Source organism: Microcoleus sp. LEGE 07076, assembly GCF_015207455.1.
Classification (GTDB): domain Bacteria; phylum Cyanobacteriota; class Cyanobacteriia; order Cyanobacteriales; family Microcoleaceae; genus Microcoleus.
In genome coordinates this window covers 1-5,070 of the sequence record NZ_JADEWV010000313.1, presented here as the reverse complement: position 1 = coordinate 5,070, position 5,070 = coordinate 1, and the positions used below count along the sequence as shown (strand labels likewise).

Annotated in this window: 6 protein-coding genes; 1 reads left to right on the top strand and 5 read right to left on the bottom strand. The window is 52.5% G+C overall.

Features of this window, described 5'->3' with window-relative positions:
* Nucleotides 1-345, bottom strand: a 345-nt coding sequence (locus tag IQ270_RS28035) for a ubiquinol-cytochrome C chaperone family protein (protein WP_193976406.1), incomplete at its 3' end; no start/stop codon positions are given.
* Between the two features lie 108 nt (nt 346-453).
* On the opposite strand from IQ270_RS28035, the gene IQ270_RS28030 reads away from it, so the two are divergent.
* Nucleotides 454-945 carry an outer membrane protein assembly factor BamE gene (locus tag IQ270_RS28030; protein WP_193976405.1) on the top strand — a complete coding sequence of 164 codons (492 nt, stop codon included), beginning with the start codon at nt 454-456 and terminating at the stop codon, nt 943-945.
* 144 nt (nt 946-1,089) lie between these two features.
* On the opposite strand, the gene glmS is transcribed toward IQ270_RS28030, so the two are convergent.
* From glmS to IQ270_RS28010, 4 genes are all read right to left on the bottom strand, one after another.
* Complete coding sequence (gene glmS / locus IQ270_RS28025; RefSeq protein ID WP_193976404.1) at nt 1,090-3,033, bottom strand: glutamine--fructose-6-phosphate transaminase (isomerizing); 1,944 nt, start codon at nt 3,031-3,033, stop codon at nt 1,090-1,092.
* Nucleotides 3,034-3,276: a hypothetical protein gene (locus IQ270_RS28020; protein WP_193976403.1), complete on the bottom strand. Its 243-nt coding sequence runs from the start codon at nt 3,274-3,276 to the stop codon at nt 3,034-3,036. It abuts the gene before it with no gap.
* 88 nt (nt 3,277-3,364) lie between these two features.
* The gene (gene psaC, locus IQ270_RS28015; RefSeq protein ID WP_015175986.1) at nt 3,365-3,610 is read right to left on the bottom strand and encodes a photosystem I iron-sulfur center protein PsaC; all 246 of its coding nucleotides are present in this window, start codon (nt 3,608-3,610) and stop codon (nt 3,365-3,367) included.
* A 209-nt stretch (nt 3,611-3,819) separates the two neighbouring features.
* On the bottom strand, nt 3,820-4,725 hold the full coding sequence (locus tag IQ270_RS28010; protein WP_193976402.1) for a CoB--CoM heterodisulfide reductase iron-sulfur subunit B family protein: 906 nt from the start codon (nt 4,723-4,725) through the stop codon (nt 3,820-3,822).
* Between the last annotated feature and the right edge of the window lie 345 nt (nt 4,726-5,070).

Here is a 5,070-nt window from a genome sequence, read left to right as displayed (position 1 = left end):
CGTCTCGTAGGAATTGATCCGCCCGTAGAAGGCTTCGCCCAGCTTGCGGATCTTCTTGCCCACCGAAAGGTCGCCCACGCCAAGCTCTCTCAACGCATGGTCCAGCGCGCTCACATAGGTGTCGAACAGCGCCTGGGCGGTCTCGGCGGCCAGCGGCCCCTGCCCCTTCAGCCGCTCGAGCAGCAGGTAGACGTGCACGCTGTAGATCTCGAACCGGCCCTCGGGCGTGTCGGGCGCGCCGAGGTCGGCGTAGAGGGTCGGGGTGCGCGACTGCGCCACGGTCTGGGCGTACAGGGCGCGCCCCGCGGCCACCGCGGGCCTCGGTTTGAACAGGCGCTTGAGCATGGAGGCCTCGATTTTGCCCCGAGTGGGAACTAAAGGGCGCATTGAACTAAGGGGCGGCCGGCGATAGGTCAAAGCCTCTTGCCGTCTGGTCGCCAGAAACGAGTCCTGATGTCCCGCCACGCCGCCCTTGCCCTCCTCGCCGCCGTGACCCTCGCGGGCGGCCTCTCGGCGTGCTCGCCCATCACCAGCTATTCCGGCTTCCAGGCCATCGATTCCGATCCCAAGGACGTGAAGGTCGGAACCGACACCAAGTCGACCGTGCGCGCCAAGCTGGGCTCGCCCTCGGTGCAGTCCACCTTCGACCCGAACGTCTGGTTCTACGTGAACCAGATCAAGGAGCGCGTGGCGTTCCGGCGGCCGCAGGTGACCGCCCGCAACGTGACGGCCATCACGTTCAACAAGGACACCGAGATGGTGGAGACGGTGAACGTCTACACCCTGAAGGACGGCAAGGTGATCGCGTTCAACGACCGCGAAACCCCGACCCGTGGCCGCGAGATGACCGTGCTGGAACAGTTGCTGGGCAGCGTCGGCCGCGGCGGCCTGCTCCCGCAGGACGACGAGGGTGTCCCCGGCAGCCGTCCGGGCGACCGGCGGTAAGGAGCCTCCCTCCCCTGCGGGGGGTGTCGAGCGAAGCGAGACGGGTGGGGAAGTCACGAATATCCCTAACCCCGGCGCTTCGGCCCACACTTCCCCACCCTGGCCGCCGAAGGCGGCCTGTCCCTCCCCGTTGGGGAGGGATGATCACTCCACCGTCACCGACTTCGCCAAATTGCGCGGCTGATCCACATCCAAACCCCGACGCGCCGCAATGTGATAAGCCAATAATTGCAGCGGAATTACTGTCACAATCGGCGACATCAATTCATCCACCAAAGGTACCGGCAAAACGTGGTCAAAAATATCGGCTTCCGCCACACCTTGTTTCGGCGTAACGCCAATTAAACGGGCGTCGCGCGCCTTCGCTTCCTGAGCGTTAGAAAGGACTTTTTCGTAGACGCTTCCGGGCATGGCGATCGCCACTACAGGCACTTTAGCATCCAAAAGGGCGATCGGGCCGTGTTTCATCTCTCCCGCCGGATATCCTTCAGCGTGAATATAGCTAATTTCCTTCAGTTTCAGCGCCCCTTCCAAAGCAATCGGAAAGTTAATTCCCCGCCCCAAAAAGATAAAATCTTGGGTGTCAGTAAACTGGTGGCACAATTCCTCCACATACTGTTCTTGAATCTCCAAAAACTTTTCAATTTGCCCTGGCAAATGGCGCAAACCAGCAATAATTTCTGTCAATCTTTCCGTGCTGATTGTTTGTCGCTGGTGCGCTAAATCCAAAGCTAAGAAATAGAATGCCATCAACTGAGATACAAAAGTTTTAGTTGCAGCAACGCCCACTTCTATGCCGGCGTGGGTGTGGATAATGTGCGGCATCATGTGGGCGATCGAACTTTCTGTCCTGTTAGTAATCCCTAACATTCGCGATCGAAATTTATCGGTGAAACCCGCGCGGCGCTGCTGTTCCATCCCCAAAGCAGCCAGCGTGTCCGCCGTTTCTCCAGACTGTGTTACCCCAATAGTTAAAGTATTTGCTGTCAACGGTGCCGGTGCGTAACGGTACTCAGAAGCGTACTGTACCGCAGTGGGAATATTCGCTAACTGTTCCAACAAATATTTGCCAATTAGCGAGGCGTGCCAGCTCGTTCCGCAGGCGAGAATGGAAATTTGTTCGACATCGGCGCAAAGTTCTTCTGGCAAGTTGAGATTGATGGGAGAACGCAGACTTTCCGGCTGCCAATCGCTTTCTAAATAAGTCTCCAAACAAGCTCGGACTACGGCTGGCTGTTCGTAAATCTCCTTGTGCATGAAGTGTTTGAAGCCTTGTTTTTCGACTAAAACCGGACTCCAACCAAGGATGCGCGGGCTTTTTTTGAGCCTTTCTCCTGTAAAGCTGTAAACTTCCACTCCCATCGGAGTTAGCCTTGCTAATTCGCCATTTTCCAAGGACAAAACGGTGCGGGTGTGAGATATTAAGGCCGGCGTGTCGGAAGCGCAAAAAAATTCGCCGGCACCGAAGCCGATCACCAAAGGAGCTTGCTGTCTGGCAACAATTATTTCGTCGGGAAAGTCAGCACAAATAGCAGCGATCGCAAAAGCTCCTTCTAATCTATTTACCGCCTTTAAAACCACTTCCAAAAACGACAAATCAGCAATTTCCTCGGCTGTTGGATCTTTTTCTTCTTCCTTCTTCCTTCTTCCTTCTTCCTTGTTCCTTCTTTCTTCGGCAAAAAAATCAGCTATTAAATGAGGAATAACTTCTGTATCGGTATCTGAGACAAATTTATGTCCCTTCGCTTTTAATTCTTTCCGCAATTCGCGATAATTTTCAACAATTCCATTTTGAACAACGGCAATTCGCCCGCTATTGTCCATGTGAGGGTGAGCGTTATATTCCTCTGGTTTGCCGTGAGTTGCCCAGCGGGTGTGTCCGATGCCGATGGGAGCCGGAGAGTCAATCTCTGCTAGCTTTTCCCGGAGGTTGTGCAATTTGCCCTTTGCTCGGATGCAGGTAATTTCTCCTTCGGAGATGGTAGCAAGGCCCGCTGAATCGTAGCCCCGGTATTCTAGTTTCTCCAATCCTGCTAGCAAAATCTCGCTTGCTGCTTGCGTGCCGATATAGCCAACGATTCCGCACATTTAACGTACTACTCCTGCTTTGCGATCGCAATAAAACCCAAGTTTTATCATTTTTACACCAGTTGCAAAAAGAATGCAACTGTAGGGAATATCTCCGGGAGCATCTTGTGTCGGCAAAAAGCATTTTTTGGTTGTAGTGCGAGATTGCACTACAAATGCTGGCGCGTTTGATGCTACCAGAGCCCCACCATGATACTCATCAATCATTCCCAATCGAAAATCGTATTGCCTGCTTCGTGCCACAAACTGCAGATTCCGCGCCAAAAGAGAGGGGGCAATTTAATCGCCCCCTCTCTTGTACGGGTAATTCGATCGGCGTGTCGATCGAACTTTAGTAAGCTAGACCCATACTGCGAGTTGTTTCGGCTCCCAGGTAAACCCGGATGCTGAGAAAATCGGTAGGGCAAGCAGTTTCGCAACGCTTGCAGCCTACACAGTCTTCTGTGCGGGGAGATGAGGCAATCTGAGCCGCTTTGCAGCCATCCCAGGGCACCATCTCCAAAACATCAGTCGGACAAGCGCGGACGCATTGAGTGCAGCCGATGCAGGTATCGTAAATTTTGACTGAATGAGACATTGAATAAAGGCTCCCAACGAGTCACTAAAAATTTGCTGGCTCTGCGGGTAAACAGATTTGACGGCGAGGTGCCACCGCTATAGCCTGCACAGAGAGTTAAGGGTTAGTCTACCGCAGTGCCTGGAAGCACTTCGCTAAAAAGCGACAAAACTTCACAGTTGATCGCGGTGAGAAAAAACTAAAGTCCGAACGATCGAACTTTAGAAAAACTAAAACCCTAATTTTTCTAACACGGGCTTTGTGGAAACAATATGTCGATCGAGTCCCAATTTTTTTGGTTCCACGCCCAAAGCCAAAGCCACCAATTGCGGTAAATGCAGCACCGGCAAACCCAATTTGCGCCCGATTACTTTCTCCACCTCCGGCTGTCGCGAATCCAAATTCAAATGACAAAGCGGACAAGGAGTCACCATACAATCAGCACCATTGTCAAGAGCATCGACAATATGTTTGCCTGCCATCGCAAAAGATTGGTTAGTAGCATAACTCGCCAGCGGCCAGCCGCAGCACTGCGTCCGCCCTCGATAGTAAACCGGAGTTGCCCCGATCGCCCGAAACACATTTTCCATCGATTCGGGTTGGTGCGGGTCATCGTAAGCCAAATGTTCCTGAGCTCGCAGCAGATAGCATCCGTAAAAAGACGCGCAGTTCAAACCGGAAAGCTTGCGGGTGACTCGCTTCTGCACTTCATCCAAACCGTAATCGGCAACGATCGCCCACAATAGATGTTTCACCTCGGTACTGCCTTGATAAGGCGAACAGCCTTGTTTTGCTAGCAAACCGTTCACTTTGTCAATGTAGTTGGGATCGGTTTTTTGGCAATCCTTGAGGCGATCGTCCACATGACCAATTACTCCTTGACAAGTGCTGCAATGGGTGAGTAAAGGCAGATTCAGTTGCTCAGCCAAGGCAATATTGCGGGCATTGACAGTATCTTCCAGCAACTGCGAATCTTCCTTAAAAGTGCCAGAACCGCAGCAGGAAGCTTTCTTGAGTTCCACCAGTTCAATGCCCAAAGCTTGAGTCAGCGCTTGGGTAGACTGGTAAAGTTCGCGGGCGGCACCTTGGGCCACGCAGCCGGGAAAGTAAGCATATTTGAGATTTTGAGATGGCATAGTCATTTCTGCTGGGGAGACAAGGTTCGGGACAAGGAACAAGGGCGATCCTCTTCGAGGGCTGCGCTAACGAAGTCGGGATGCTTTCTGCTTCGTTTTCCCTCTCCACAATTACCGTATCACCGCCTAGCTAGGAACCAATTGTCAGCTTTTCTCAAGGATTTTGATAGCGGTTTCCCCAAACAATGCAACTGCAGGGCAACTTCAAACCTATATCCAGCAAATTATTCAGCAAATCTTAAGCCAAAATCGAAAATAGAAAAAGCTATGAGTAAGGATCGTGAATTAAATAATTTACACATAATTGTGGGATGGGCTCTATAGCCCGTCCTGGACGGGCTATAG